The sequence below is a fragment of the Pseudoalteromonas sp. 2CM37A genome (assembly GCF_023161885.1).
Taxonomy (GTDB): domain Bacteria; phylum Pseudomonadota; class Gammaproteobacteria; order Enterobacterales; family Alteromonadaceae; genus Pseudoalteromonas; species Pseudoalteromonas atlantica.
Map to the genome: position 1 here is coordinate 1 of NZ_JALNTJ010000016.1, position 26,349 is coordinate 26,349.

A 26,349-nucleotide genomic window follows, 5' to 3' on the forward strand; every position below is an offset into this window, starting at 1 on the left:
TGCTATGTGACTCTCTACCGCTGTGGGCACTACGACATTGCCAGGCTTCAAATACAAGAAAGCCCGACTCGAAAGAGGCGAGCTTTTTTACGTCCGCAGGAAAGTAAAAATACATTCCAGATTTTATTCGCACAGTCTCCACCACCACCGTAGCGTGGGTTGAGTATCACGAAACCCGCGGATAAGGCTCGCCGCACATCTTTGTATGGTAAATATAGTGTTTTTATATATGCGTACCTTAGTCCGCACGACATTTGACAGCGTAGCACACCTACTCCCAATACCAGAACGCTGCTTGAGAAATGAAGTGCTTTTTCTACGTCTCTAGAAAAGTGAAATACCTGCCGTTATATAGTTCCGACACTCCTCCGTAGCGTGGATTGAGGCTCACGAAGCCCGCGATTAAAGCACGCAATATAACTTAAAGTAATGAATTAATTTTAAACAGTTCATAGGGCTTAGCTTATTATCAAGCGTAGCACCTTAAGTTTGGTATAAAGCGGTTTGACTATCTATATAGCTTTTGCTTTTATTTACGCTGCGTAAGCAGCTCGTAACTTATGACGTAGCTAGCTATACAAGCAGGTTTAGGTTGTGAAAGCTCGTTTGATATATTAAATAAGCTTTGTCATTAGCTTATAGTGTACTTAAATCGTTTCGTTCTAATGAGCCACCTAAAAAGCCCCAGGGCAAATAACAAAGCGGTGGCTACACCTGATAAAACCCATAGAATTCGTAATGGCTGATCGCCAATGCTGCCATTGTGAAGTGGATGCAACCAGTTTTTAAATTTACTGGCAATGCTCATCTTATCTATATTAAAAACACTTATGAGCTCTCCTGTGCTTGCATTTACTTGCACATAACTATGAGGAAAGCGATAAGAAGGATCGCTTTTGGTTTTGAACCTAAACCGATATACCGCATTGTGATTTGACGGGGTTTCTACCCATGCTAGCCGTGTATTTGGCATGGCCTCTTGTGCCGTACTAAGTGCTGCTGATAAAGAAATACTGCGCTGGGGTTTTATTATTGCGCTGCTAGGTTTATCTATATTTCCAAGCAGGGCTGTTATTAAAGGATCGGTTTGCTTTGGTATTGCTAACATTATACCGGTTGCTGTTAATAGGATTAAAGGCAGAGCAAAAATTAAACCAAGCAACTTGTGCCAGTCATATAACAAGCCCAGTAAAGAGCTGCGCGCTTTAAACTTTAATGACTTAGCCCATTGCCCTTTTTTAGGCCACCAAGCGCATAGGCCTGATATGAGGAGTATAAGGCTACCTATTCCTATATAGCCTATAACGATTGTACCAGTGCTACCTGCAAGTAACGAGAAGTGTACGTTATAAATCCAGGTAACAAAGTAGTTACCCCATACATCCTCACGTAATATAAGCCTGCCATCAGGGCTTAGCCAAACCATAAGTGGTGCAAAAGCGTGATCCACTGTTTCGTTTTGGTTGTAATATCTTGCGGGAATATAATGTTTATCTTTGGTGCTTTCTAAACGCCACGAGCCTCGTTTATCTGGGTAGTGAGTTTTTAGTGTTTGATATGCGGTATCCCAATTTATAGGCCTCGCTGTTTCTGTACTTAAACTACTTATATTTTCATCTAGTTCGGGGTAATAAACGAGTATAGAACCTGTTAGAGCAATGAGTGCGAGTACACCCCCGATAGATAAGCCTAGGTATAAATGTACACGTCTTGCTATTTTTCGCCATGAACCATTAAAACGCATAAAAGAGTGACCATTAAAAATATGCAGTAAAGGGATGGCGCATTGTATCTTTGTTTAATAGAAAAGAACTGCGACAAAATGTCGCAGCAATAAAATAATTAGCTTAGCAAACATAAACGCCAGCTTTATAGGCTGGCGTTTAAATCAGGGTTGGTAATTAATTATGCTTTTGGGCCTGCATTTTTAATATCATCTGATACATCGTATTTAGCGAAGTTTTCAGTGAAGTCAGCGGCAAGTTTTGCTGCATATTCATTATATTTTGCTTTATCTTCCCATGTATTAATTGGGTTAAGTAGCTTGCTATCCACACCAGGGACTTCCACTGGTACGTCTAGATTTAATACATCGATATGCTGAGTCTCTACATTGGCTAATTTACCAGATACGATTGCATCTATTACAGCGCGGGTAGTTGGAATATCAAAACGCTCACCGGTACCGTATGGGCCGCCTGTCCACCCTGTATTAACAAGGTAAACCTTTGCCCCAAATTCGCGTACACGCTTCATAAGCAGCTCAGCGTAAACACCTGCAGGGCGAGGGAAGAAAGGGGCGCCAAAACACGTCGAGAATGTAGATTCTATATCGCTAGTTGAGCCAATCTCTGTAGAGCCTACTTTAGCCGTGTAACCACTTAAAAAGTGAAAAGCAGCGGCTTCTTCGCTAAGTACAGAAACCGGCGGTAAAACACCGCTCACATCACAGGTTAAAAATACAACAGCTTTTGGCTCGCCAGCACGGTTTTCAACTTTGCGCTTTTCTACGTGCTCTAGCGGGTAAGCAGCACGGCTATTTTGCGTTAAGCTTGTATCGTTAAAGTCAGGTGTGCGTGTTTCATCAAGTACAACGTTTTCTAAAATTGTACCAAAGCGAATAGCATTCCAAATTACTGGCTCATTTTTTTGTGAGAGGTCGATACATTTTGCGTAACAGCCACCTTCGATATTAAATACGCTTCCTGGTGCCCAACCGTGTTCGTCGTCACCAATTAAAAAGCGTGTTGGGTCGGCCGATAAAGTTGTTTTACCAGTACCCGATAAACCAAAGAATAGTGCTGTATCACCCGCTTCTCCTACATTAGCAGAGCAGTGCATTGGTAATACACCTTTTGCTGGAAGAAGAAAGTTTTGAACGGAGAACATCGATTTTTTCATTTCACCGGCATAACGCATACCAGCAAGTAACACTTTGCGTTGAGCAAAGTTAATAATAACAGTGCCGTCGCTGTTGGTGCCATCACGTTGTGGGTCACAAACAAACGAAGGCACATTCATTACCTGCCATTGGGGTAAATCAGATGCATTATAGTTTTTAGGCTCAATAAACATGTTTTTAGCAAAAATATGGTGCCACGCTGTTTCTGTAGTAACAACTACAGGTAGATAGTGCTCAGGGTCTGCGCCAACTTCTAAGTGAGAGGTGAAGTGGTCATTACTTTGCACATGTGCTTCTACGCGAGCCCATAAAGCGTCAAATTTGTCAGCATCGAATGGGCGGTTTACATTGCCCCATTGGATATCATCTTGCGTTGTTGCTTCTTTTACAATGAAGCGATCTTTAGGGGAGCGACCAGTGCGCTTGCCTGTAATTGCAACAAAGGCTCCATTTGCGGCTAGTGTCCCTTCGCCACGACGAATCGCATGCTCGACAAGTTCAGCTGCGGTTAAATCGACAAAACGTGTTGCGCTTGTAGTCATGTTTATACCTAACTATGTGTGAGAGTTTGAACGGGATAGCTCTGGGTTCTTAGTTCCCTTAAGCTGAAATTATAGTAACAGAAGGATTTGAGATATTCGAGCCTGTAAAGGCCCTAAAAACACATATATTTGCTAAAAAACATGAATAATTTCAATGATACCGGTGTCAGTAAATTAACAAAATTCATGACACCGGTATCATCATTTTATAATATAAAACCGCATATTTTGCGGCTTTATATTTGATTATGAAGTGGGAGGTTAATTAAAAATATTTTTAATATCTTGCTCGTCAAAAACATATTCTTTTAGGCAATAATGGCAGCTAATGTTAACAGCGCCATTTTCAGCAACATCATCAAGTAATGCTTGTTGGCCTACATTAACTAAAGCAGTAATGGTTTTCTCTCTACTACAGCCACATTTAAATGTAATAGCTTGCGGGTCAAATACGCGCGGGTTATCTTCGTGATATAAGCGCGTTAATACGGTATTGGCATCAAGCTCTAATAGCTCTTCGCGTTTAATTGTATCGCTTAAGGCTTCTAAGTGAGTAAAGTCATTAATTGATTTTTGCTTATCAACAGGCAGTACTTGTAAAAACAACCCACAGGCTTTGGCTTTCCCTTCTGTTGTGTCGGTTGCAAACCAAAGGCGTGTTTTTAGCTGTTCTGATTGCTCAAAGTAGCTTTCAATACATTTACTTAATGTATCGTGCTCAAGAGGCACTATACCTTGATAACGTTCGCCTTTGGTTGGAGTAATGGTAATAACCATATAACCTTTACCTACAAGCTCTTTTACCGTTGTGCCGCTAACCTCGCTTTGCATGCGCGCAATACCACGCATATTTTGTTTATCGTCGCCGTTAATAACAGCGTATTTAACAGGGCCATCGCCTTGTAGCTGAACGGCTATTTCACCCTCAAACTTTAAAGTGGCAGTTAATAAACACGTTGCAACGAGTAATTCACCTAATAATGCTTTAACTGGCTCAGGGTAATTGTGATTAGCTATCATCTCGTTGTAGGCGTGCTCAATTTGAACGAGTTCGCCACGAACATCGAGTTTGTCGAATAAATAACGGTGAAGTAAATCTTGTTGCATGAGCGGCTATACCTAACTTGATTTCATTTTTAAAAGTTCGCGTCGTTGCTTTTTATCGGGCTTTTTATCCGGATGTGGAGCAAAGAAGCTGTTATTTTTGCGTGCGATGGCGTTTTCTTCGCGTTTTGCAATACTTGCATCAGTTTCTTGATACAAGGTCTGTGCAATGGGGGCGCTTTGGCGTTTTTCAAGCACTTTAAGTACCTTGATAAGCTTTTCATCAACGCCTTGGGCAAGTTTTATGGTTGCGCCAACCTCCACAATTTTACTCGCTTTAGTACGTTGCCCATTATAATGTACTTTGCCGCCTTGCACCATTTCGCGTGCAAGCGCACGGGTTTTATAAAAGCGCGCAGCCCATAACCATTTATCTAATCGAACTTTTGGCTCACTGTTGTGGTCTGAGTCGGCATTAGTATTATTTTTTTTACTCATTAGGCTTCTTCAATCGACTATTTATATATCGTAAAATTTATCATGAAATCATCGTAGGATGAAGGTATTACGGCGCATGCTGGTTTTTTAGTCAACATTACATTGTTATATTAATCTGTTTACAAAGTTTAATATTAGTGTGCTTGTTGAATGAAAAATGAAAGGGTACTATGGGTACGCGCTTATGCAGTAAATTAAAATAAGAACATTATTATGGAACAGCAAATTCAACAGCTTAAACAATTTTTAACACGGCTACCCCATGCTAAATTAAGCGCAGTAGTTACGCTGTTAGTCGTTGTTTATCTTGCTTATTTACTCTCAAAATTAGTATGGCTGGTATGGCCACAACCGATCTCTACACCGCTTGCTCCATCTCACTATTCAGCCGCATCGAAGGCGTCTAGTACTACCTCAGTACAAAATATTATAGAGCAATTTTTATTTGGTAAAAAAACTGTAACAAATAAAACCAATACTGCGCAGCAAAACGAAGTAATTAATAATGCGCCAGAAACACGCTTAAGTATTAATCTAACTGGTATTGTTGCTGTAAGTAACGACGACAAGGCAGGTATTGCTATTATTGAGTCACAGGGGCGACAAGTTAGTTACTTAGTTGAAGAGGTTGTACAAGGCACCCGTGCAGAGGTTGCGCAAATACTTCCCGATCGCGTTATTTTAAGTGTAAACGGCCGATTTGAAACGCTAATGCTAGATGGTCTCGACTTTAGTAAAAAAGTGTCTATGCCTGTGCTTGCCGCTCGCGAAGCACAAGACATGGGGCTGCAAAAAATAGAACAAAGCGAGTTGCAAATTAACGCAACCGCTGACCCAGATGTAAAAGAAGCAATAATAGAAACACGAGAAGAGCTACTAAGTGAGCCTGGTAAGTTATTTGATTATATTCGTGTTTCACAAGCAATGAGCGATGGCGAGTTAATCGGCTATCGCTTGAGCCCAGGTAAAGAGCCTGCTCTGTTTAAACAAATGGGCCTACAGAATAATGATTTAGCCGTGGCTATTAACGGCTACCAATTAACAGATTTACAACAGGCAATGGCAGCTATTAATGAGCTGCGTAATACCAGCGATGCCACAATTACGATAGAACGTGATGGTGAGCAAATCGATGTGCAATTTAGCCTGCAATAACTTAGCTTTGGAGTTTTAACATAATGGTTCAGGTGCTACACCTCAAAAAAATTAAAAAAGGGTTAGCTAAGTACGCAGCGCTTTTTTTAGCAGCCAGTATTTCGTTGTCGGTTTCAGCTGTTGAATATGCTGCAAACTTTAAAGGCACAGATATCAACGAGTTTATAAACATTGTTGGTAAAAACCTTAATAAAACAGTGATCATTGACCCAAATGTGCGCGGTAAAGTAAACGTACGCAGTTATGAGTTAATGGATGAAGCGCTGTACTACCAATTTTTCTTAAATGTACTCGAAGTGTATGGCTACTCAGCAGTAGAAATGGACAACGGTATTATCAAGATTGAAAAAAGCTCTGACGCTAAAAAATCAAATGTGCCGCTAATTACAGAAAACAGCGCTGCATCGGGCGATATGATGATCACCCGTGTGGTACGCGTTAAAAATGTAAGTGTTCAAGAGCTTGGCCCATTAGTGCGTCAATTTAGCGACCAAAAAGACGGTGGCCATGTAGCAAACTTTAATGCTGCCAATGTCATGATGCTTACTGGCCATGCAGCGTCGGTTAATCGCTTAGTAGAAATTATTCGCTCGGTAGATCAAGCCGGTGATAAGCGTGTAGATATTGTTAAGCTTAAATATGCAACAGCAGATGATGTAGTATCGGTTGTTGAAAATATTTACAAAGACAGCGGTAAAGGCAGCGTTCCTGAATTTTTGATCCCTAAGGTAGTTGCCGATGGCCGTACTAATAGCGTAATAGTAAGCGGTGAAGGGCAAGCCCGTACCCGTGCTATAGAACTAATTAAGCGCCTAGATGGCGAACTTGAAAGCCAAGGTAATACCAAAGTATTTTACTTAAACTACGCCAAAGCAGAGGATTTAGTAAAAGTACTGCAAGGCGTAAGTAAAACGCTTGCAGAAGATGGCCAAGGCACAAGTAAAACTCGCACAAACAATAAAAACGATGCCAGTATTGAAGCTCACCCTGACTCAAACTCATTAGTTATTACAGCACAGCCCGATACCATGCGCTCATTAGAGACCGTGATTGATAGGCTCGATATTCGCCGTGCGCAAGTACTTGTAGAAGCGATTATTGTTGAAGTAATGGAATCGGATGGCGTTAACTTAGGTACGCAATGGATTTCAGAAGATGGCGGTATGTTGCAGTTTAATAATGGCTCAACTGTGCCTGTAGGCTCATTAGCGGTTGCAGGTATTCAAGCGCAAGACACAACCACTACTCAAACAGTAATAGGCTCAGAAAGTGGCTTAGTTACCAGTTACGATGAAACGTCAGAAGGTGATTACACCGCGCTTGCTTCATTATTAAGCGGTGTTAATGGCTTAGCGTTTGGTCTAGTTAAAAACGACTGGGGTGCAATTATTCAGGCCGTTTCAACTGACACTAACTCAAACATACTTGCTACACCTTCAATTACCACCATGGATAACGAAGAAGCGTCGATGATAGTGGGTCAAGAAGTGCCCATTATTACAGGTTCGCAAACAGGCAGTAATAACGATAATCCATTTCAAACCATTGAACGCCAAGAGGTGGGTGTAAAACTAAAAGTAACCCCACAAATTAACGATGGCTCAGCAGTACAATTATTAATTGAACAAGAAGTATCGAGTGTAAGTGGTGCAACCGCTGTCGATATTTCTGTTAATAAGCGCGCCATTACCACAACCGTTATGGCTGATGATGGCGGTATGGTTGTGTTAGGCGGCTTAATTGATGAAGACGTACAAGAGAGTGTATCTAAGGTACCAATTTTAGGTGATATCCCAATTTTAGGTCACTTATTTAAGTCAACTAATACGACCAAACGTAAGCGTAATCTTATTGTATTTATTCGTCCAACTATTATTCGCGATGGCGTTAATATGAATAAGTTAAGCTTTAATAAGTATAACTTTATCCGTGGCGAGCAAATGAAAGAGAAAGAAGATGGCATAGAGCTTATGCCAAATTCAGATGTTCCTTTACTCCCATCTTGGGATGATGAGCTTATTCTGCCACCAACTTATGAAGAGCACTTAAAAGCATTGAGCTCTAAAGAACGTGCAGAGCGTGAAGATGACTAGCGCAATAGAACAAATAAACGAAGACGTGGTTCATCGTAGTGATGAAACACGCTCTGAGGAGTTACTTACAAGTAACGATTTAGTTGAGTTGCCTCCAAAGCGTTTACCTTTTTCGTATGCGCGCAGAGCGGGTGTACTGCTTAGTAAAAATAATGAACAGCAAGTTGTGTATTACCGCGGCGAGCTAGATGTTGAAGTATTGCTAGAAGTGCGTCGCATTGCAGGTAAAGGCTTTACCCTAGAGCAATTAGCTGACGATAAATTTGAGTTACTATTAGAGGCTGCGTATCAGCGCGACAGCTCTGAAACACAACAAATGATGGAAGATATTGGTAATGAGGTCGATTTATTCTCCCTTGCCGATGAGCTCCCACAAACCGAAGATTTATTAGCCGGCGATGATGATGCGCCTATCATCAAACTAATCAACGCCATGTTAAGCGAAGCAATTAAAGAAGGTGCATCCGATATACATATCGAAACCTTTGAGCAAGAGCTCGTGATTCGCTTTAGGGTTGATGGCGTATTAAAAGAAGTGCTTAAACCTAATCGTAAGCTTGCTTCGTTACTCGTCTCGCGTATTAAGGTAATGGCGAAACTAGATATAGCAGAAAAACGTATTCCGCAAGATGGTCGTATTAGCCTGCGTATTGCAGGGCGTGCAGTAGATGTGCGTGTATCTACCATGCCATCTAGCTTTGGTGAGCGTGTAGTACTGCGTTTACTTGATAAAAACAATGCCCGCTTAAACCTTGAAGATTTAGGCATGACACCAAAAAACCGAGAGTTGTTTGCTGATTTAATTAGTAAACCACACGGTATTATTTTGGTTACTGGCCCAACGGGTTCTGGTAAAAGTACTACCTTGTACGCCGGTATGAGCCAAATAAATTCTCGCGATCGTAATATTTTAACGGTAGAAGACCCAATAGAGTACGAAATTCCGGGGATTGGCCAAACACAAGTAAATACCAAAGTAGATATGACCTTTGCCCGTGGGCTTCGTGCAATATTACGTCAAGATCCCGATGTAGTAATGGTCGGTGAAATACGTGACCTTGAAACCGCGCAAATTGGCGTGCAAGCATCGCTTACAGGTCACTTAGTTATGTCTACGCTACACACCAATACCGCCTCGGGCGCAATTACCCGTATGGAAGACATGGGTGTAGAGCCATTCTTGCTGTCATCGTCATTGTTAGGCGTGCTGTCGCAGCGCTTAGTACGTACTTTATGTAATAGCTGTAAAGAAGGTCACACTGCTGATGAACGTGAGCGTGAGCTGCTAGGTGTACCGTTTGATAGCGCACCTACAATTTACCGCGCAGTAGGGTGTGAAGAGTGTAACTTTAATGGTTACCGCGGCCGTACTGGTATTCATGAATTACTCGTGGTTGATGAAGAAATACGTGAAATGATCCACAGCGGTAAAGGCGAGCAAAGTGTTGAAAAATACATTCGCCAAAAAAGCCCAAGCATACGCCAAGATGGCTGTAGCCGCGTACTGGCAGGCAAAACAACCCTTGAAGAAATTCTACGCGTTACCCGTGAGGAAGCCTAACCATGGCGGCGTTTGAATACCGTGCCCTTGATGGCCGAGGGAAAGAACAAAAAGGCATTTTAGAAGCCGATACAGCTAAACAAATTCGCCAAGCGCTGCGCGAAAAAAAACTTACGCCGCTTGAAGTTGTCCCTGCAGCAGAAGGGGAAAAACAAGTTAGTGGCGCAAAAACGCCGTTATTAAGTCGTTTTTTTAAACCCAGCGTATCAACCTCCGATTTAGCCCTTATTACGCGCCAGCTTGCGACGCTCATTCAATCGGCATTGCCAGTTGAAGGGGCTGTCATGGCAGTGGCAGAGCAATGTGAAAAGCCTCGCTTAAAACGTATGCTTATGTCGGTACGTTCAAAGGTGGTAGAGGGCTACACACTGGCCGATGGCATGAGTGAATTTCCACATGTATTTGACGATTTATACCGAGCCATGGTAGCCGCAGGTGAAAAATCAGGGCACCTTGACCAAGTATTAAATCGCCTTGCCGATTACACCGAACAGCGCCAACACATGCGCAGCCAAATTACTCAAGCCATGGTTTATCCTACCATTTTGGTTATTTTTGCTATTGGTATTGTTTCGGTTTTACTCGGTACCGTAGTGCCTAAAATTTTAAAAACCTTCGAAAAAACTAAGCAAGTACTGCCTTGGACAACCGAATGGGTTATGGCAGGCAGCCACTTTGTACAAAATTATTGGTTTATAAGTTTGTTAGTCATTACTGCGCTGGCAGTAGGCATTAAACATGCACTTAAACAACCTAAAATTCGCTTTTGGTGGGACGACCGCGTACTGCACATGCCTGGTTTTGGTAAAGTAGCGCGGGGTATTAATACCGCGCGTTTTGCACGTACGCTCAGTATTTTATCGTCAAGCTCAGTACCACTACTTGAAGGCATGCGCATATCGGGTGGTGTATTAGCGAATAAAAAAATGAAAAAATCAGTGGCAGATGCTGCCGATAGAGTCAGTGAAGGTGCAAGCCTAAGAGCGGCTTTACAGCAAACCAAATTGTTTCCACCGATGATGCTGCACATGATCGCCAGCGGTGAAAAATCAGGTGAGTTAGAACAAATGTTAGAGCGCGCGGCTAATAACCAAGACCGTGAGTTTGAAAGCATGGTAAACGTATCATTAAAATTATTAGAGCCAGCAATGATTGCCTCAATGGCGGTGATTGTTTTGTTTATAGTAATGGCTATTTTACAGCCAATAATGGCAATGAATAAAGCGGTAGGACTTTAAGCTTTAAGGGGTTAGCTAAGTTAGTATTTACTTAGATGACGCCAAATTAAATTATGTTTTTGGAAAATGAGGTATTTACGTGAATAAACAATCAGGTTTTTCTTTACTCGAAGTAATGGTGGTATTGGTTATTATCGGGATGATTATGTCAATTGTGGCGCCTAATATTATGGGCCAACAAGAAGAAGCTGCTATCGATAAAGCACATCTAGATATTCAACAGCTTGAAGATGCAATGAGCTTATACAAGCTTAAAAATAAAAGCTACCCAAGCACAGAGCAAGGCTTAGAAGCATTGGTCAATAAAACCAGCATTGAGCCTATTCCTAAGCGTTTCCCTGATGGTGGTTTTGTAAATGAATTACCAGAAGATCCATGGGGTAACCCGTACCAGCTAATTAGCCCAGGTGAAATTGGCAAGTTTGATATTTTTTCAATGGGACCTGATGGCGAAGCCGGTACCGATGATGATATTGGCAACTGGAACGAAGACGAGCAATAAATGCGACTTAACCTAGCAGTATGGTTAAATACGATTGCAAGAGGCTTACTATGCAAGTAAGCCTTAATCGTATGCGCGCCCACCACCGAGGGTTTAGCTTAATAGAAATTTTAGTGGTACTTACTATTATCGCATTTGCGACCAAAATGGTGGTATACAGCTTAGAAGGCGGCGCCGAAGATGAGCTTGATACACAAGCGCTTAGGCTGCATACCACCATTAACATGGCCTCTGAATTTGCTATTTTAAATCAAATAGAACTTGGCTTAATGGTTGAAGAAAACACCCTTGAGTTTCTAGTATTTGATGGCGAAAAATGGATTACCTTTGACCGCGAAGACCTTTACAAGCCCATTGAGCTGGATGAACGGTTAAAGCTCACGCTCAATTTAGAAGATTTAGCCTGGTCACAAGAGAACTTACTTGAGCAAGCAAATTGGCGTGAACTAATGAGCGGCGGCGATGACGATAGCTTATTAGAGCTTAAAAAACTAAAAATACCGCAAGTCCTTATTTTATCATCTGGCGAGGTCAGCGCCTTTCAGCTTATTGTTGAATTAAAAGAGCAAAGCGAGCCTGTGTATTACATTGAAGGGGAATTTACAGCCCCTGTTAATTTGCGAAAAGAGCCATAATAATGAGGCTAAATAAAGGCTTTACCTTACTCGAAGTGCTTGTGGCGTTAAGTATTTGTGCTATGGCTGGCATTGCAGCTATGCAAGCAACCGGCGAGCATATAAATCATTTAACAACACTTGAAGAGCAAACGTATGCATCGTGGGTGGCAGAAAATGTGCTTGTGGTGCAGCGTAGTAAAGGTAAAGACTGGCAGGCTAAAAATGGCGCGCGCGGCAGCGAAGTAATGGCGGGCGTTGAGTGGTTTTGGAAGCAAGAAATAGCAAAAACTGCAGACAATAGCTTTGTAAAAGTGACCATAAATGTTTTTAGCGACGAAAAATACGAGCAATCGGTGTACGAGCTTTCAACTTATTTAAATAAAGGCAGCTAATAAGTGAAGCAGCGCGGATTTACATTAATCGAAGTATTAGTTGCTATGGCTATTTTAGCGGTGGTGATTATGGCTACTCACCAAATTTTAGACTCAACCACCAAAGCAAAAGAAGCCTCTGATGAAAAAATAGCGGAGCTTAACGGCCTACAAACCGCATTTAGGTTAATGGACCAAGACTTTAGCCAAATGACTCAACGCACTGTACGTAACGAAGCCGGTGATGCGCAAGAGCAATACTTACTAGCAGGGCGTTATATATTAGAAAGCCAATACGATGGTATTGCGTTTGTACGCGATGGCTGGGTAAACCCAATTAATTTGCTGCCTCGTTCTGAGTTACAAGCCGTAGGGTATAGAGTGCTTGATGACAATTTAGAGCGTGTATACAGAGTGTATGTAGATCAGCTTGATAATATGGAGCCGCGGGTCCAAGTTGTTTTAAAAGGTATTGAAGAGCTTAAATTTGAATTTTTAGATGCCAACAACGAATGGCAAGAGCAATGGCAAATAAAAGCCTTACCTAAAGCGGTTGCGGTTACTCTACAGCAAATTGAGGCAGAGCCTATTCGTCGTGTTTTTTTAGTACCCGGGCAGGGCAAAAACAGCGGGGAGAGTAATTAATGAATAAGCGCGAATCACGCGGTGCCGCATTAGTTATTGTGCTGTTTATTGTTGCACTGGCCGCGATATTAGCCGTAGAAATGAGTGCTAATTTAATGGTGCAGGTTCAAAAAAGCACTAACCTGCAAGGTCACCAACAAGCAAAGTGGTATGCCTACGGCGGTGAAGAGCTGGCAATAAAGGCACTAAAGTTAAGTAAAGACGATGATCCTGACAAAACCTCGTTAGATCAGGTTTGGGCCAAACAAGGCGACACCCAATCCCCTGTAGATAACGGTACTCTAAGCGGTAAAATTACTGACTTACAAGCGTGTTTAAATTTAAATGCATTAGGGGAAGCGCCAGACCCAAACTCTACCAGCAAAACCAACCCTGCTCATAAAGCACTCTTTGCATTATTAGAAAACATTGAAGATTTACCTGCCGAGGAAAGCGAAGAAGCAATGGCAGACAGTGTATTTGACTGGCTTGATGAAAACAGCATTACCTATCGTTCAGGGGCTGAAGAAGACGAGTATTTATCGCGTGATTACCCTTATATGAGCGCAAATAGTTTATTTGCATCACCTTCTGAGCTGCGTTTGGTAAAAGGTTTTAATCCGCTAGTAATGGAAAAGGTATTACCTTTTGTATGTGTTATTCCGGGGTCTCCCTTATTATCGATTAACGTCAATACGTTACTTCCCGAACAGGCACTTATTTTAAGTGCCATGATTGACGAATTATCGTTATCGGGCGCAGAGGCCGTTATAGCAGCTCGCCCTGAAACCGGATTTGATAGCGTTGATGAATTTTTTTCCGAGGTACAGCAGCAAGGCGGTACAAATTTAGATTCGGTTAAAGAGCTATTTAGTATTAACAGCGAATATTTTAAATTACAAACGCAGGCGACATTTGTCGATTTGCGTTTTTCGATGACCACATTACTTCATGCCAAAAATGGCGAAGTAACGATACTGGCGCGAAAATTTGGAGGCGTACAGTGACAGAAATACTGCTGATCCGCACGGGTCAAACAGAGCAAGATAAATTAAATTGGTTAATTTATTCACCACAAGAACAAGAAATAATTGCCAGTGGGGAATTAACCGATTCAAACCGTTTAAGTGAGCTAAGTGAAAAAGCGCAAACCCGCGAGGTAGTGGTATTACTGCCTAGCGATCAGGTGCAGCTTAAAACAGTGGCGTTGCCGACTAAGTGGAATCGCAAGTTAGAGCAAGCATTGCCATACATGCTTGAAGAAGATATTGCGTGCGATATAGACGAGCTATTTGTCGCAATTGGCGAGCCCACTATGATTAATGAGCAGCATGCAATTAAAGTTGCCTTAACTGACCGCGAGTGGTTTGAGACCTGGCTTGCTTTATTTTCAGAGCATAACTTGGCGGTATACACCATTTTACCTGATGCCCTGCTACTGCCTACAGCCGACGATGATACATTAACCGCCATAGAGCTTAATAATCAGTGGTTATTTAAAAGAGGCGATTGGCATATTAGTGCCGTTGAAAATAGCTGGCTAAAGGATTACTTAAGTGCACTTGGCGAGCCGAGCGTAAAGCACTATAGCCCGGCTAATCAGTTTCCTGAAAGTATTAACCTAATTTCGCAAGCAAGCGACTACGATTTACCATTGGCCTTATTTGCTAAACAACTTCCAAGCGTTAAATTTAATTTACGCCAAGGTATGTACCAGCTTAAAAAGAAAAGTGCACTGTGGTGGGGTTATTGGAAGGGCGCAGCCATTATTACCGGTGTTGCTTTATTTGCTACCATTGCTATAAAGCTGGTTGAACTAAACCAGCTTAACTCGCGTGTTGAGCTTGCTAAAGCCCAGGTAGTGGATAGATACCAAAAAGCATTCCCCGGAACTAAAGTACGTCCTAACTTAATTAAAAGCCAAATCAGGGGCGCGCTTAAAACCATTAATGGCGAAAGTGAAGCTGGGTTTTTAGATTTGACCAGCCAATTGGTTGGCGTGTTTTCGCAAGTAAGCGAATTTACGCCAGAAACCCTACGTTACGATAAACGCCGTAATGAGCTGCGAATACGCGCACGCGCAAAAGACTTTCAAACGTTTGGTAAAGTAAAAAGTATACTTGAGCAACAAGGGTTAACGGTTGAACAAGGGTCGTTAAATAACGATGGCGATTTTGTAGTAGGCGAAATTAAACTGCGAGGTGCAGTATGAAAAAGCAAATAATACAATACTGGCGCTCTTTAAAAGAGCAAGAGCAGCAATTGATTATGGTTGCTGGTGGTATATTTGTTGTTTTTGTTTTAGTAATGGGGATTTTTAGACCTTTAAATAACGCCATAGATAAAGCTAAAAAGTCGTACGTCACTCAGCAAGAGCTGCTCGTATGGGTTGATGAAAGCATAGTAAAGTTAAAAGCGGCGGGTAACACGCAGGCAATTAGCAATCAAAATATTAGCCAAGTGGTTAATTCAACGCGTAGTCGCTACCGTATTACTATTAGTAAAATGCAGCCTAACGATAACTCGTTACGTTTAACGCTTGATTCGGTAGAGTTTAATCAATTAATAGAATGGTTAGACGAACTGGTTAATCAGCATGGCTTAAGAGTAGAGAACCTTGATTTAAGCAAAGATGATAAATCAGGGTTTGTACGTGTAAGCCGCTTAGTACTAGAGAAGTAATTAATGAAAAAAATAATAATATTATCAGTGGTATTTTTTATTAGTTTTATTGTGTTTTGCATAATGAAATTACCAGCGGCCATTGCGTTAGACCTAGCTAAGCCGTACTTACCAAAGCAGCTTGAAATAGGGCAAACCGTAGGGAGTGTATGGCAAGGTCAAATGATGCAAGTGCGCTATCAAGACGAGCAGCTAAATAATGTACGCTGGGATATTGCTGGCTGGCAGTTATTTACGGGTAATTTAAATGCTAACTTAAAATTTGGTAATCCGCGTGAGCGTAGCGATATTTCGGGCTATGCTGATGTGAATTACGGATTATTTAACAATGTGGTTAAAGTTACCGATGGTATAATTCGCTCGACCGTAGAGCGTGCCATGCAACGTATTGCACTACCTATACCAGCTACGGCTAAAGGTCGAGTCATTTTAGAGCTTAACGAGTACACCTCAGGTGTGCCTTATTGTGAGTCATTAAAAGGCGAGATTGCCAGCCCAAATATAGATGTTAAAGGCTTTAATGGCTGGTTTAATATAGGGCCACTGAGTGGCATGTTAAGCTGTAAGTCGGGCGATATAGCTATTTTGGTCGACCCAGATAACACGTTAGGGCTTGAAGCCGACGCAACACTTAAAGCTAACTTTGACTTTAAAGTAGCAGGCTATGTTAAACCTGATGCCAGCTTACCAAAAGATGTACACGACGCGGTTAAGTTTTTAGGCCGCCCCGATGCACAGGGCCGCTACCCACTAAATTTTTAATGTAATAAAAGAGATTTAATGCAATTACCACAGTTTAACGAGCAACACGCACAGCAATTAAGTGCATTTTTAAGTACTCAACCTCAGGCTATGTCATTAACACAAAGCCAAGGCTATCTATTTGGGGTTATTTGTTCGCCAAGCCCATTAGAAGTTCACCAGTGGTTAGCGCATATTGTGCCTAATACGGCTAACGATTTAGACGAAGAAATACTGTTTTTATTTATGGCGTTATACCATCAAATTAGTGAGCAAGTATTTGAAACCGGTTACAAGTTACCCGCCAATTTTGACCTAGACTATACCCAAGCGTGGAGTGAAGGTTTTTTACGTGCAACTAAAGAATACGCACAACCTCTATTAACAGCTCCCGCTTTAGAGCCTCAGTACAAAGAAGCATTAGAGAGTGCGCTAAGTACGCTTAGCTTTTTTGCTGTTGATGAGCAAACAAGAGTGCAAATTGCGCAGCAAAATAGCATGACACTCGAAGCCTTATATCAGTATCAGTACGAATCAATGGGCGACTTTGCATTAGGTTTTGCCGAGCTTATTGAGGTGGTAGCCATAAACAGTGGGCTGATTACAGATGAAGGGTGGGAAGAGTAGCCTTTAGGTATATTAAACGGCGCTTAGGGCAATTAAGCGCCAAGTTCTAAAATAATATCAGTGCAGCCTTTTTTACACTTAACAACGCCTTTACCCGGCTCGCTGGTGGCTAAATCGAGTGTTAACACCTCGCCGCACTGCTCACAATGCAAGGTTTTTCCTTGCGATAGCTTTTTAAGTATTGCGCGCTGTTTATGAAAAGAGTCACTCGCTTTTTTGTTTAACTGCGAAAAATCCACTACTTAGCTCTCTTTTGTTCTAATGCATCCGATACAATTTTACACACTGTATTTAAACGCTCTTCGTAAAAATATAAATTTAGGTCGCGCTCGCGGCAATAACGTAAATGAAATAACTGCACTGAATCATCAGTGGTAAAGGTTTTTTCAATATATTCGTGCTCAGACTCAGAGAGCTTTAACGCACTGCTAATACGGTTTTTAGCCATATTGGCTGCTGGGCTACGGTTTATTTTGCTCGCATCACTTAAAAAACCCACACCTTCACCTAATAGCTTTTCGCGGGGCTCTTTAACTAATGGGTGATCAATAGTAAAAAACGCAAGGATCAGAATGACCAATATAATAAACTTTTTCATGAATGCGTAAACCTTGATCTTAATGGGGTAAATTTAGCAAGCAGTGTAATAAACTGCATTTTAAAAGCAAGTAACTGAGATGAATAAATTATTAGCAATCTATACCTGTAATTTTAGCCAGTATTGTTATAATAGCCAACAGCAGTTAGATATTTCTGAAATATCTGAAAGTATTCAAACAGCTGATTATTTAAACTAATCACACTTACCATTAACGAACTACAGTTACAGTATAGAATACGCACATATTGCTACGTTTTTATTTCCAAGCGGCGTTGAGGAACTTCGATGGACAAGCAAATTAAAGTAAAGAATATACCTGCAGAGGTTAAAATCCAACAACCGGATTTAAGCCGTCAAGACGACAGGTTTAACCCACGTAACCGAATTTATGTTCGCGCAGTAAAAGGGCTTCATCAGTTACTTAGACAGCGTATAGGCTTTTTGGGCATGCTTGCCTTTATGCTCTTGCCTTGGATAAATTTTAATGGCCAGCAAGCTGTGTTATTTGATTTAGTAGGCCAAAAGTACAATATTTTTGGGCTAACGCTGTGGCCGCAAGATTTCACTATATTAGCCTTTATATTTATGTTGGCCGCGTTTGCACTCTTTTTGGTCACTACCTTTTATGGCCGAGTATGGTGTGGCTATACCTGCCCGCAAACTGTATGGACCTTTATATTTATTTGGTTTGAAGAAAAGTTTGAAGGCACAGCGAATCAGCGTAAAAAGCTAGATCAACGCCCGATGGACTTTGATAAGTTTTGGCGAAAAACAGCAAAGCACACCAGTTGGGTTTTATTTGCCTTATATACGGCGATTTCGTTTGTCGGATACTTTACGCCTATCCGTGAATTACTCCCTGACTTTGTGACCTTTAATGTAGGTGGTTACGCGCTGGTAAGTATTATTTTCTTTGCAGCGTGTACTTACGCTAATGCAGGGTGGATGCGTGAAATTATGTGTTTACACATTTGCCCCTATTCACGTTTTCAATCAGCTATGTTTGATAAAGACACTTACACCGTAACGTACGATGAAAAACGCGGCGAAAGCCGAGGCCCGCGTTCGCGTAAAATTGCCCACGAAGATTTAGAAATGGGCGATTGCATAGACTGTAACTTGTGTGTACAGGTGTGCCCTACAGGGATAGATATTCGTAATGGTTTGCAAGCCGAGTGTATAAACTGTGGCGCATGTATTGATGCCTGCGATGGTGTAATGGATAAAATGGATTATCCGCGGGGTCTTATTTCTTATACTACAGAGCGTAATCTCGAAACACCTGAAAATAAAACCAACCCACTGCGAGCTAAAATCATAGGTTACACGGTCATACTGGTGGTGCTTACCAGTGCGCTGGTAGCTAACATTGCATTTAGAAAGCCTATGGACTTTGACATAATACGAGACCGTAACCAACTGTATCGTGTTGACTTTAATGGCTTGGTAGAAAACACCTATACATTAAAAGTAATCAACAAGGCGCAGTACGAGCAAACCTTTAATATTGATGTTCAAGGCCTTGAAAACTTTAAGTACATTGGCAAGCAAACATTTACAGTGCAAGCAGGGCAATCGCATAATGTGCCACTGTCACTTGTGATGGACCCGTATGATTTAAAAGCGCCAATGACGGAGTTTAACTTTGTACTTTCACCGGTTAATGACCCCGATGAAAGCATATCGCAACCGAGTAACTTTTTTAAAGCGCGATAAACACACTAACAAAAGCGGGGTAACCCGCTTTTTACATTAAGAAGCCCATGAGTAAATTTAGTTTTGAAGATTTAACGCCCGACTTAATTCTCGATGCGATAGAAAGCGTTGGTATATATGCAGAGTCAGGTTTATTAGCACTTAATAGCTACGAAAACAGAGTCTACCAATTTAAGGCGGAAGATGGCCTGCGCTACGTTGTTAAGTTTTACCGACCAGAGCGCTGGAGCAAAGCGCAAATACAAGAAGAGCACGACTTTGCATTTGAATTAGCTGAGGCCGAAGTACCCGTTGTTGCACCCATTAAGCACAACGGAGAAAGCTTATTTGAGCACCAAGGTTATGTATTTGTGTTATTTCCAAGTGTAGGCGGGCGACAGTTTGAAGTTGATAACCTGGATCAGCTTGATGTAATGGGTCGTTTAATTGGCCGTATGCATCAGGTGGCTAAAAGCAAACCATTTGAGCACAGACCTACCTTTAGTTGCGAAGAATATTTGCATACAGCTAAAGTTCATCTGCAAAAAAGTAATTTGGTACCTATGGGGATCAGCACGGCTTTTTACACCATATTGGACTTGGTTATTGAACAAGCGCAAGCACAGTATAAAAATGTGCAAGGGATCCGCTTACATGGTGATTGCCACGCAGGTAACATTTTGTGGGCAGGCGAAGCACTTATGTTTGTTGATTTAGATGACGCTCGTCAGGGGCCGGCCATTCAAGATTTATGGATGATGCTCAGTGGCGATCGTCAAACACAGCTGTTACAGTTAGACACCCTTGTAAATGCGTATGAAGAGTTTTGTGATTTTGACCACACTCAACTCAAATTAATTGAACCGCTTCGTGCAATGCGTATTATTCACTATATGGGTTGGGTAGCAAAACGATGGAGTGATCCTGCGTTCGTACGGAACTTTTCATGGTTTGCTGAAGACAAATACTGGGAGCAACAAATTTTAGCGCTTAAAGAGCAGTTTGCAGCACTGCAAGAAGCTCCGCTGAAGTTATTGCCATAAAATTTTATTTAAAAAATACACGAGATACCAATGCTTAAAAAATTGAAACTGAGCCTACTACTTTTATGTTTACCATTTGCAGCCCTTGCTGCACAGTTTGAAGCCGATAACCAGTATACTGTTATTGATGTAGAAAAAAGCGCAGAGCCGCAAGTAACCGAATTTTTCTCGTTTTACTGTCCGCATTGTTTTAAATTTGAGCCTGTTGCACAGGCAATTGAAAAAAGCCTACCTGAGGGCACTGAATTTATAAAAAATCACGTTAACTTTTTAGGCGGTGTATCACCACAGGCGCAAAGTAACTTAAGCTACGCCTACTTAATCGGTAAAAAGCACGGTCAAGCACAAAGTATCAGCGACCAAATTTTTAAAAGTATTCATGTACAGCGCGCACCTTTAACGCAAATGAAAGATGTTAAAAAGTTGCTTGAAGTTAATGGTATCGATAGTGCAACGTTTGATCAAGACATTGCCAGCATGCCAATTATTTCAGCTGAGCGTGCAATGCAAGATAAACAAAACAAATATTCAAAACTAGGTGCGCTAACTGGTGTGCCTACCTTTATCGTAAACGATAAATATAAAATAAACATTAACACCATTAATAACCAGCAAGAACTGAATGAGTTAGTTGCTTTTTTACTAACACTTTAATCTCGGAGAACAATAACAATGATCAAATTAGTTAAAGCAGGTTTACTTGCATTACTACTGCCTATGGCTGCGAGCAGTGTAGCCGCCACTTATGAAGAGGGCGTGCATTACGATGTAGTGGCAGAACGCGCGACTAAAAAGCCAGAAGTAAAAGAGTTTTTCTCATTTTATTGCCCTGCTTGTAATAACATGGAAGCGTTAATTGGTGAGTTTAAGCCAAAGCTAGACAAAGACGTTAAATTTAAAAAGAGCCATGTTGATTTTGTCGGTGTTCGCGATCCAGAAAACCAACAAATGATGAGCCAAGCGCTGGCCACTGCGGAAGTACTTCCACAAAAAGATAAAATTGTTGCGGCTATTTTTAATCACATTCACACTAAGCGCGCTAAATTTAACGAGCTTGCAGATGTAAAAGATGTATTTGTAGCGCAGGGTGTTGATGGCGATAAGTTTGATAAACTATACAAAAGTTTCTCGGTACGTACATTAAGCTCTAAAATGAAGCGTGACCAAAATTACTTTAAAGAAAAAGGCGCGCTACGTGGCGTACCAACTTTTATCGTAAATGGTAAATACAAATTAAACCTAGGCCGTGAGTCTGGTATTACCGCGCCAGAAGATATTAGTAAATTAATTAACTATTTAGCGAACAAATAAGGTTTGCTAAAACATAAAAGCTCCGTAAGGAGCTTTTTTTGTTTATAGGGATATAGCAATGGAAAAAATATTAATATCGAGTTGTTTATTTGGCTTACCTGTTCGATACGATGGTAAAAGCCAAGCATTATCGCACCCGCAAATTAATGTATGGCGTAAAGAAAATAGGTTAGTTATGTTTTGTCCTGAGGTGGCTGGTGGATTGCCAACACCTAGAGCATCAGCAGAGATAAAACAAGGGAGAGTCGTAACGAGCACTTATGAGGATGTAACTAAAGAATTTAAATCAGGTGCAGCTAAAGCCCTAGACTTATGTAATGAGCATGCAATTCGTTTTGCTTTACTTAAAGAGTCGAGCCCTTCGTGTGGTAGAAATACAATTTACGATGGTAGCCATAGTGGGGTAAAAGTACAGGGCATGGGTATGACTGCTAAATTGCTGATGGAGCATCAAATTGAAGTGTTTAGTGAAAATCAAATACCAGCACTTATAAAGGTGCTGGCATTATAATATTAACTCACTATTTTCTTTGTAAGAAAACACCCGACTCTATGTGATGCGTATAAGGGAACTGATCAAATATCGCAAAGCGCTTAACATTATGAGTACGGGTTAAATGATCTAAATCGCGCTCAAGTGTTTCTGGGTTGCACGATATATAAATAATGTTCTCGTAGTTGGCTACTAAGTCACAGGTAAGGGTATCCATACCTGCGCGTGGAGGGTCGACTAAAATAGTTTGGCAATCGTAACTTTTTAAATCTATCCCCTCTAAACGCGAAAAGGTACGTTCGCCATTCATTGCCTGGGTAAACTCTTCACTCGACATACGAATTATATCTAAGTTATCTACCTTATTTTTAGCAATGTTGTATTGCGCTGAATGCACAGAAGACTTAGATATTTCAGTAGCTAATACGCGATTAAACGAACCCGCCAATGCAATAGAGAAATTACCATTACCACAGTAAAGTTCCAGCAGATCATTACTCAGTGGTTTACATAAGTCTTGTGCCCACTCCAGCATTTTTATATTCACTTTAGCATTAGGTTGCGTAAAGCTATTTTCTACTTGTTGATAAATAAGCTCCTGGCCGTTTACGGTTAAACGCTCAGTAACAAAATCATTGCCTAGTACTTCTTTTTGTTTGCGCGCACGACCGATAAAGTCAATGTTGTATTTGCTGCTCAGTTTTTCTTTCAGGGCTTTTATTTCAGTCAGCCACTGCTCATCAAGTGGTTTGTGATAAAGCAAGCTTACTAAAATCTCGCCACTTAATGACGATAAATAATCGATTTGAAACAGCTTACGACGTAATACTTCACACGACTTTAAATTATCAATCATCACCTGCATTACTTCACCAACTAATGGCGCGGCAGGGTCAAAGGTGTCGACGCGAATTTTTTCTTTCGTGGCCTGATCAAACATAATATGAAATAGATCGTCCCCATCGTGCCATACTCTGAATTCAGCACGTTGGCGGTAGTTAATTGGCTCTGAGCTAAACACCTCTAACGCTTGCACACCAAATCGCTTAAATTGCGACGTAATACGCTGCTCTTTTTCATTTAGCTGCGTATCGTACTGTGTGGTATCTATTTTAATCACTGCCATTAATGCTACTACCTTATCTATGAGATCTATTTATCGGCGCTATTGTAGGGAGCGAGCAGTATTTGTCTAGTTTTGCTGATAATAAAGTTGCTGTTTTTTTAAACATGCACTTTAGTTTTGTCACTATTAGCCGATAATAAACTAAGTACGTAACGGAGGTGGATCATGAAAATCGGTAATTATGGCTATACGCCAAACAACAACGTAAACAAATTCAGTAATAAAGAGGCGCTACAGCAGCCAACTATCCAATCTCCGCAAGAAAGTTCATTACAGCGAGGCAGAGAACTTGCTGCAAAAGTGCTTGGCGACAAAATGGCAGAGCAACTAGGTTTACCTGTTGAGCAAAAACAAGCCGATAAACCTTTATTCGATTTTGATGAAATAGTAAAAAATGTACTCGACTTTGTATCTGGCGCAGTTAATAAAGCCAAAGCCAATGGTGCCGATGACGATAAATTAAAAAATATGTTAGATGATGCGCGCACAGGTGTTCAAACCGGTATAGACGAAGCGGTTGATGAGCTAAAAGGCACCGGTGTATTTAACGAAGAAATGCAAGAGGGCATCGACAAGTCAAAAGAAGGCATTTTTGAGGGGCTTGATGAGTTTGAGCAAACCCTATTTAACCCACAAGCGGCCAGTGTTAGCGTAAGCCAAGCACAATATGTAAGTATGAGCAGCAATGCCGAGTATAAGTTTACAACGGCCGAAGGTGATGAGGTCAGTATTAGCTTTGCTGATGCATATGAGTCTCAAACAGCGAGCGGGTATCAACAAAGCAATAACAGCGAATCGTTTGCCAGCTCATCGTCGCAATCTCGAGAGCTGTCTTTTTCAATGTCGGTTAATGGTGATTTAAACGAACAAGAGCAAGATGCTATTAATGCCATGATGGAAGAGCTACAAGGTGTAAGTAAAACATTCTTTAGTGGTGATTTGGATGAAGCATTTGAAAAAGCACAAGAGCTGAGTTTAGGCAGTGAGCAACTTGTTGCATTTTCAATGGACCTTCGTCAAACAAAAACAGTCGCTACCGTTAAAAGTTATGAGCAATATCTGCCAAACCCAACAAAAGAAGTAGCCGATGCGATCGCGCCTTTTAATGACGATCTAAAAAATGCATTTGATAAAGCATCGCAACTAGGCCTACAAGATCAGCTTGCCGGTATTATAGAGTGGCTAAACCAAGATCAAGCAGCGGTCGATCAGCTAGTTGATTACACCCAAGCAATGTTTGAAAACCTAAACCAATTAAATTCAGCGGGCGACGCACTCGACGCGCTAAAGTCTGAGCAAAGCTAAACTACTTTCTTTTATAAATACCTCATGGCAAACTGCCGTTCTTAATAAACAGTAGGAACCAAAGTTTGTCAGCCCACATAATGGTATTTGATTCAGGTATAGGTGGCACCACCGTGCTTGAGCATATTCAAAAGCGTATTCCAGATGCACAGTACAGCTACTTTATGGATAATGCGTTACTCCCTTATGGCGGGCAAACCCAGCAAACTATTATAGGGCGTTTATGCTCACTCATTTATTTTATTGAGCAAAACGCGCTTAATGTCGACCTTATTGTTATAGCCTGCAATACAGCCTCTACATCAGCTTTGAGTGAAGTACGCAAAATTACATCAATACCTATTGTCGGCGTAGTGCCCGCAATAAAGCCTGCTGCTGAAGTAACTCGCACAAAGCACATCGGCTTATTGGCAACCCCCGCCACAGTTGCAAGCCTCTATACTCATACATTAATAAAAGAGCATGCCAGCAACGTAACAGTGAGTTTATATAGCAGTGTTGAGCTGGTGGCATTGGCAGAGCAGTTATTTTTCACTCAGCAGCTAGATACACTCAAACTGCATAAAGAGCTTACGCGTTTGCGCATTAACTCAGATATAGATGTACTTGTACTAGGTTGCACACATTTCCCAATTCTTAGCGATGCTATACAAGCGTACTTTAATAACGCAGTGCAATTACTCGATTCAGGCGCGGCCATTGCTAGCAGAGTAAACTACCTACTAGAGCAGCATAACTTTGGAAATAAATTTACAGACAAAAAAAAGCCGCTGCAATATTATGCAACGGCTGATGTTTTGAGTAATAAGCTAGCTATAAAGCACGTTACACTGATTGATCCGTCTCAGTGCGTAAAGAGCTAGAATCATCTTCTTGTTTTTGTTTTGCCTCACGTACTTTTAAAGTACGCTGTTGGAACTCACTATCGTTTAACTTAGCAATTGCATTGTCTGCATCTGCCTGTGCCATTTCAACAAAACCAAAGCCACGACGTTTGCCAGTATTTTTATCCTTTAATAGGCGCACGTTGAAAACTTTACCTTGTTCTTCAAACAAAGCGCGAACAACACCTTCATTTGCACGATAAGGAAGATTACCAACATAAAGTGTTTTTGTTTTAACTTCAGCTTCTTCACCACCTTCCGATGTTATTGCTGCAATAGCAATCCCACCAATTAATAAACCAGCACCAAATAGCAATGCTGGGCTTAAAGCTAAGCTGCCTAAAGCAAACTCAATAATAACAAAACCAACTACAGCAAGAATAACAGAGAAGATAAAAGATTTTTGATCGGGTAATTTCATTTTAGATCTACCAATAAACAGGAAATAAACATTAATTTAACATTGTGAACTTGCTATCTTAACGTCTTAAACGAACATAGCAATGAAATTTATATTAAATAATAAAAATCAGTATAAAAAAGCATCATCTTAGCCAGTAATTTAGCTAGTTTTACGCTGTTTTGCTCTATTTTTGTTCGAACAGTAAAAAGATCTAAAAAAAGGGTTGATCTGTTTTCGGATCTCCCTATAATGCGACCCCACTGAGACGGGGAACGCCAACGCATAGCGAGG

Annotated in this window: 28 protein-coding genes and 1 pseudogene; 20 read left to right on the plus strand and 9 right to left on the minus strand. The window is 41.1% G+C overall.

Annotated features, from left to right (window positions below; all coding sequences use genetic code 11):
• Nucleotides 1-631: 631 nt before the first annotated feature.
• The 4 genes from MTF68_RS19160 to hslR form a co-directional block, all read right to left on the minus strand.
• Nucleotides 632-1,744, minus strand: a complete 1,113-nt coding sequence (locus MTF68_RS19160) for a PepSY-associated TM helix domain-containing protein (RefSeq protein ID WP_248463356.1) — start codon at nt 1,742-1,744, stop codon at nt 632-634.
• 161 nt (nt 1,745-1,905) lie between these two features.
• Nucleotides 1,906-3,444, minus strand: a complete 1,539-nt coding sequence (locus MTF68_RS19165; RefSeq protein WP_004588454.1) for a phosphoenolpyruvate carboxykinase — start codon at nt 3,442-3,444, stop codon at nt 1,906-1,908.
• A 261-nt stretch (nt 3,445-3,705) separates the two neighbouring features.
• Nucleotides 3,706-4,551 (minus strand): Hsp33 family molecular chaperone HslO, encoded by an 846-nt coding sequence (hslO, locus tag MTF68_RS19170; protein ID WP_024032560.1) that lies wholly within the window; start codon nt 4,549-4,551, stop codon nt 3,706-3,708.
• 12 nt (nt 4,552-4,563) lie between these two features.
• Nucleotides 4,564-4,986 carry a ribosome-associated heat shock protein Hsp15 gene (hslR, locus tag MTF68_RS19175; protein WP_024032559.1) on the minus strand — a complete coding sequence of 141 codons (423 nt, stop codon included), beginning with the start codon at nt 4,984-4,986 and terminating at the stop codon, nt 4,564-4,566.
• 213 nt (nt 4,987-5,199) lie between these two features.
• Between hslR and gspC the strand changes: the two genes are divergently transcribed.
• The 13 genes from gspC to MTF68_RS19240 all read left to right on the plus strand — a co-directional run bounded on the left by gspC (nt 5,200) and on the right by MTF68_RS19240 (nt 17,197).
• A complete protein-coding gene (gene gspC, locus MTF68_RS19180) occupies nt 5,200-6,141 on the plus strand; it encodes a type II secretion system protein GspC (protein ID WP_055255769.1) in 942 nt (313 codons plus the stop codon).
• A gap of 23 nt (nt 6,142-6,164) precedes the next feature.
• Nucleotides 6,165-8,234, plus strand: coding sequence for a type II secretion system secretin GspD (gene gspD / locus MTF68_RS19185; protein ID WP_054983939.1), 2,070 nt, complete (start codon nt 6,165-6,167; stop codon nt 8,232-8,234).
• Entirely contained in the window at nt 8,227-9,795 is a 1,569-nt protein-coding gene (gene gspE / locus MTF68_RS19190) for a type II secretion system ATPase GspE (RefSeq protein WP_248463358.1), read from the plus strand. Before gspD ends, gspE begins: the two co-directional genes overlap by 8 nt.
• Before the next feature lie 2 nt (nt 9,796-9,797).
• Nucleotides 9,798-11,033 carry a type II secretion system inner membrane protein GspF gene (gspF, locus tag MTF68_RS19195; protein ID WP_004588448.1) on the plus strand — a complete coding sequence of 412 codons (1,236 nt, stop codon included), beginning with the start codon at nt 9,798-9,800 and terminating at the stop codon, nt 11,031-11,033.
• 79 nt (nt 11,034-11,112) lie between these two features.
• The gene (gspG, locus tag MTF68_RS19200; RefSeq protein ID WP_004588447.1) at nt 11,113-11,535 is read left to right on the plus strand and encodes a type II secretion system major pseudopilin GspG; all 423 of its coding nucleotides are present in this window, start codon (nt 11,113-11,115) and stop codon (nt 11,533-11,535) included.
• 50 nt (nt 11,536-11,585) lie between these two features.
• Complete coding sequence (gspH, locus tag MTF68_RS19205; RefSeq protein ID WP_248463360.1) at nt 11,586-12,170, plus strand: type II secretion system minor pseudopilin GspH; 585 nt, start codon at nt 11,586-11,588, stop codon at nt 12,168-12,170.
• A 2-nt stretch (nt 12,171-12,172) separates the two neighbouring features.
• Nucleotides 12,173-12,544, plus strand: a complete 372-nt coding sequence (gene gspI / locus MTF68_RS19210; protein ID WP_248463362.1) for a type II secretion system minor pseudopilin GspI — start codon at nt 12,173-12,175, stop codon at nt 12,542-12,544.
• 3 nt (nt 12,545-12,547) lie between these two features.
• Complete coding sequence (gene gspJ, locus MTF68_RS19215; RefSeq protein WP_004588444.1) at nt 12,548-13,168, plus strand: type II secretion system minor pseudopilin GspJ; 621 nt, start codon at nt 12,548-12,550, stop codon at nt 13,166-13,168.
• Nucleotides 13,168-14,154, plus strand: coding sequence for a type II secretion system minor pseudopilin GspK (gspK, locus tag MTF68_RS19220; RefSeq protein ID WP_248463363.1), 987 nt, complete (start codon nt 13,168-13,170; stop codon nt 14,152-14,154). Before gspJ ends, gspK begins: the two co-directional genes overlap by 1 nt.
• Nucleotides 14,151-15,359 carry a type II secretion system protein GspL gene (gene gspL, locus MTF68_RS19225; protein ID WP_248463364.1) on the plus strand — a complete coding sequence of 403 codons (1,209 nt, stop codon included), beginning with the start codon at nt 14,151-14,153 and terminating at the stop codon, nt 15,357-15,359. Before gspK ends, gspL begins: the two co-directional genes overlap by 4 nt.
• Complete coding sequence (locus tag MTF68_RS19230; protein ID WP_055020374.1) at nt 15,356-15,829, plus strand: type II secretion system protein M; 474 nt, start codon at nt 15,356-15,358, stop codon at nt 15,827-15,829. The genes gspL and MTF68_RS19230 overlap by 4 nt, the downstream gene beginning before the upstream one ends.
• A 3-nt stretch (nt 15,830-15,832) precedes the next feature.
• Nucleotides 15,833-16,591: a type II secretion system protein N gene (locus MTF68_RS19235; RefSeq protein WP_064387295.1), complete on the plus strand. Its 759-nt coding sequence runs from the start codon at nt 15,833-15,835 to the stop codon at nt 16,589-16,591.
• 18 nt (nt 16,592-16,609) lie between these two features.
• A complete protein-coding gene (locus MTF68_RS19240) occupies nt 16,610-17,197 on the plus strand; it encodes a UPF0149 family protein (RefSeq protein WP_024032548.1) in 588 nt (195 codons plus the stop codon).
• Nucleotides 17,198-17,229: 32 nt separating this feature from the next.
• Here MTF68_RS19240 and MTF68_RS19245 read toward each other — a convergent pair whose 3' ends face one another.
• Nucleotides 17,230-17,436 carry a hypothetical protein gene (locus MTF68_RS19245; protein ID WP_248463365.1) on the minus strand — a complete coding sequence of 69 codons (207 nt, stop codon included), beginning with the start codon at nt 17,434-17,436 and terminating at the stop codon, nt 17,230-17,232.
• Entirely contained in the window at nt 17,436-17,795 is a 360-nt protein-coding gene (locus tag MTF68_RS19250; protein WP_004588437.1) for a hypothetical protein, read from the minus strand. Before MTF68_RS19250 ends, MTF68_RS19245 begins: the two co-directional genes overlap by 1 nt.
• A gap of 288 nt (nt 17,796-18,083) precedes the next feature.
• On the opposite strand from MTF68_RS19250, the gene ccoG reads away from it, so the two are divergent.
• Genes ccoG through MTF68_RS19275 form a run of 5 tightly spaced genes read left to right on the plus strand, consistent with a single transcriptional unit; the run spans nt 18,084 to nt 22,358 of the window.
• Nucleotides 18,084-19,514 carry a cytochrome c oxidase accessory protein CcoG gene (gene ccoG / locus MTF68_RS19255; RefSeq protein ID WP_054983932.1) on the plus strand — a complete coding sequence of 477 codons (1,431 nt, stop codon included), beginning with the start codon at nt 18,084-18,086 and terminating at the stop codon, nt 19,512-19,514.
• 47 nt (nt 19,515-19,561) lie between these two features.
• Complete coding sequence (locus MTF68_RS19260; RefSeq protein ID WP_248463366.1) at nt 19,562-20,536, plus strand: serine/threonine protein kinase; 975 nt, start codon at nt 19,562-19,564, stop codon at nt 20,534-20,536.
• Nucleotides 20,537-20,566: 30 nt separating this feature from the next.
• Nucleotides 20,567-21,190 (plus strand): thiol:disulfide interchange protein DsbA/DsbL, encoded by a 624-nt coding sequence (locus tag MTF68_RS19265; protein WP_248463367.1) that lies wholly within the window; start codon nt 20,567-20,569, stop codon nt 21,188-21,190.
• An 18-nt stretch (nt 21,191-21,208) separates the two neighbouring features.
• A complete protein-coding gene (locus MTF68_RS19270) occupies nt 21,209-21,847 on the plus strand; it encodes a thiol:disulfide interchange protein DsbA/DsbL (protein ID WP_004588433.1) in 639 nt (212 codons plus the stop codon).
• A gap of 58 nt (nt 21,848-21,905) precedes the next feature.
• Nucleotides 21,906-22,358: a DUF523 domain-containing protein gene (locus tag MTF68_RS19275; RefSeq protein ID WP_055255782.1), complete on the plus strand. Its 453-nt coding sequence runs from the start codon at nt 21,906-21,908 to the stop codon at nt 22,356-22,358.
• A 10-nt stretch (nt 22,359-22,368) separates the two neighbouring features.
• Here MTF68_RS19275 and trmA read toward each other — a convergent pair whose 3' ends face one another.
• Nucleotides 22,369-23,466 (minus strand): tRNA (uridine(54)-C5)-methyltransferase TrmA, encoded by a 1,098-nt coding sequence (gene trmA / locus MTF68_RS19280; RefSeq protein WP_064387293.1) that lies wholly within the window; start codon nt 23,464-23,466, stop codon nt 22,369-22,371.
• 165 nt (nt 23,467-23,631) lie between these two features.
• On the opposite strand from trmA, the gene MTF68_RS19285 reads away from it, so the two are divergent.
• Entirely contained in the window at nt 23,632-24,771 is a 1,140-nt protein-coding gene (locus tag MTF68_RS19285) for a DUF5610 domain-containing protein (RefSeq protein WP_248463368.1), read from the plus strand.
• A 65-nt stretch (nt 24,772-24,836) separates the two neighbouring features.
• The gene (gene murI, locus MTF68_RS19290; protein ID WP_248463370.1) at nt 24,837-25,634 is read left to right on the plus strand and encodes a glutamate racemase; all 798 of its coding nucleotides are present in this window, start codon (nt 24,837-24,839) and stop codon (nt 25,632-25,634) included.
• Here the strand turns inward: murI and MTF68_RS19295 are convergent.
• On the minus strand, nt 25,597-26,076 hold the full coding sequence (locus MTF68_RS19295; RefSeq protein ID WP_248463372.1) for an RNA-binding protein: 480 nt from the start codon (nt 26,074-26,076) through the stop codon (nt 25,597-25,599). The genes murI and MTF68_RS19295 overlap by 38 nt on opposite strands.
• Before the next feature lie 89 nt (nt 26,077-26,165).
• A pseudogene (locus tag MTF68_RS19300) lies at nt 26,166-26,349 on the minus strand (hypothetical protein); the annotation flags it as partial.

What these genes read in the sequence shown, in the direction of transcription:
- MTF68_RS19285 (WP_248463368.1), top strand. Translation starts at nt 23,632, where the DNA reads ATGAAAATCGGTAATTATGGCTATACGCCAAACAACAACGTAAACAAA.
- MTF68_RS19235 (WP_064387295.1), top strand. Translation starts at nt 15,833, where the DNA reads ATGAAAAAAATAATAATATTATCAGTGGTATTTTTTATTAGTTTTATT.
- MTF68_RS19240 (WP_024032548.1), top strand. Translation starts at nt 16,610, where the DNA reads ATGCAATTACCACAGTTTAACGAGCAACACGCACAGCAATTAAGTGCA.
- MTF68_RS19230 (WP_055020374.1), top strand. Translation starts at nt 15,356, where the DNA reads ATGAAAAAGCAAATAATACAATACTGGCGCTCTTTAAAAGAGCAAGAG.
- ccoG (WP_054983932.1), top strand. Translation starts at nt 18,084, where the DNA reads ATGGACAAGCAAATTAAAGTAAAGAATATACCTGCAGAGGTTAAAATC.
- hslO (WP_024032560.1), bottom strand. Translation starts at nt 4,551, where the DNA reads ATGCAACAAGATTTACTTCACCGTTATTTATTCGACAAACTCGATGTT.
- trmA (WP_064387293.1), bottom strand. Translation starts at nt 23,466, where the DNA reads ATGGCAGTGATTAAAATAGATACCACACAGTACGATACGCAGCTAAAT.
- gspC (WP_055255769.1), top strand. Translation starts at nt 5,200, where the DNA reads ATGGAACAGCAAATTCAACAGCTTAAACAATTTTTAACACGGCTACCC.
- MTF68_RS19165 (WP_004588454.1), bottom strand. Translation starts at nt 3,444, where the DNA reads ATGACTACAAGCGCAACACGTTTTGTCGATTTAACCGCAGCTGAACTT.
- gspH (WP_248463360.1), top strand. Translation starts at nt 11,586, where the DNA reads ATGCAAGTAAGCCTTAATCGTATGCGCGCCCACCACCGAGGGTTTAGC.
- gspK (WP_248463363.1), top strand. Translation starts at nt 13,168, where the DNA reads ATGAATAAGCGCGAATCACGCGGTGCCGCATTAGTTATTGTGCTGTTT.
- MTF68_RS19275 (WP_055255782.1), top strand. Translation starts at nt 21,906, where the DNA reads ATGGAAAAAATATTAATATCGAGTTGTTTATTTGGCTTACCTGTTCGA.
- MTF68_RS19160 (WP_248463356.1), bottom strand. Translation starts at nt 1,744, where the DNA reads ATGCGTTTTAATGGTTCATGGCGAAAAATAGCAAGACGTGTACATTTA.
- gspI (WP_248463362.1), top strand. Translation starts at nt 12,173, where the DNA reads ATGAGGCTAAATAAAGGCTTTACCTTACTCGAAGTGCTTGTGGCGTTA.
- MTF68_RS19260 (WP_248463366.1), top strand. Translation starts at nt 19,562, where the DNA reads ATGAGTAAATTTAGTTTTGAAGATTTAACGCCCGACTTAATTCTCGAT.
- hslR (WP_024032559.1), bottom strand. Translation starts at nt 4,986, where the DNA reads ATGAGTAAAAAAAATAATACTAATGCCGACTCAGACCACAACAGTGAG.
- MTF68_RS19295 (WP_248463372.1), bottom strand. Translation starts at nt 26,076, where the DNA reads ATGAAATTACCCGATCAAAAATCTTTTATCTTCTCTGTTATTCTTGCT.
- gspF (WP_004588448.1), top strand. Translation starts at nt 9,798, where the DNA reads ATGGCGGCGTTTGAATACCGTGCCCTTGATGGCCGAGGGAAAGAACAA.
- gspE (WP_248463358.1), top strand. Translation starts at nt 8,227, where the DNA reads ATGACTAGCGCAATAGAACAAATAAACGAAGACGTGGTTCATCGTAGT.
- MTF68_RS19270 (WP_004588433.1), top strand. Translation starts at nt 21,209, where the DNA reads ATGATCAAATTAGTTAAAGCAGGTTTACTTGCATTACTACTGCCTATG.
- gspD (WP_054983939.1), top strand. Translation starts at nt 6,165, where the DNA reads ATGGTTCAGGTGCTACACCTCAAAAAAATTAAAAAAGGGTTAGCTAAG.
- MTF68_RS19265 (WP_248463367.1), top strand. Translation starts at nt 20,567, where the DNA reads ATGCTTAAAAAATTGAAACTGAGCCTACTACTTTTATGTTTACCATTT.
- MTF68_RS19250 (WP_004588437.1), bottom strand. Translation starts at nt 17,795, where the DNA reads ATGAAAAAGTTTATTATATTGGTCATTCTGATCCTTGCGTTTTTTACT.